Genomic DNA, 269 nt, shown 5'->3' on the forward strand with positions numbered 1-269 from the left:
GTGGGACGGCACGTTCAAATGGAAGCGTGATCGTGATGCCGCTGCACCACCTTCGCCTCCATCGGAAGAGCTGATTCAACGAATGGCGGCAGAAAAAAACCTCGATCCTGAAACAGGTCTTCCATTACCTGCATCGAAGTGAAAAAGACATACGTTGAATCATACCCGACGCATGCGTAGAGGGAGGGACTCCAATTCCGGGAAGCTTGCCCCACAAATAGGCACATACAAGGGAATGGAAATGTTCACAAGGCTGGTTTTTCTGGCAA

At 50.6% G+C, this 269-nt stretch carries 1 protein-coding gene; it reads left to right on the forward strand.

Features of this window, described 5'->3' with window-relative positions; translation table 11 throughout:
- The coding region (locus AO388_RS29595; RefSeq protein ID WP_236713903.1) for a DUF6396 domain-containing protein at positions 1-142 on the forward strand (142 nt) is incomplete at its 5' end.
- Positions 143-269 lie beyond the last annotated feature (127 nt).

Source organism: Pseudomonas sp. ICMP 10191 (genome assembly GCF_001467335.1).
Lineage (GTDB): Bacteria > Pseudomonadota > Gammaproteobacteria > Pseudomonadales > Pseudomonadaceae > Aquipseudomonas > Aquipseudomonas cerasi.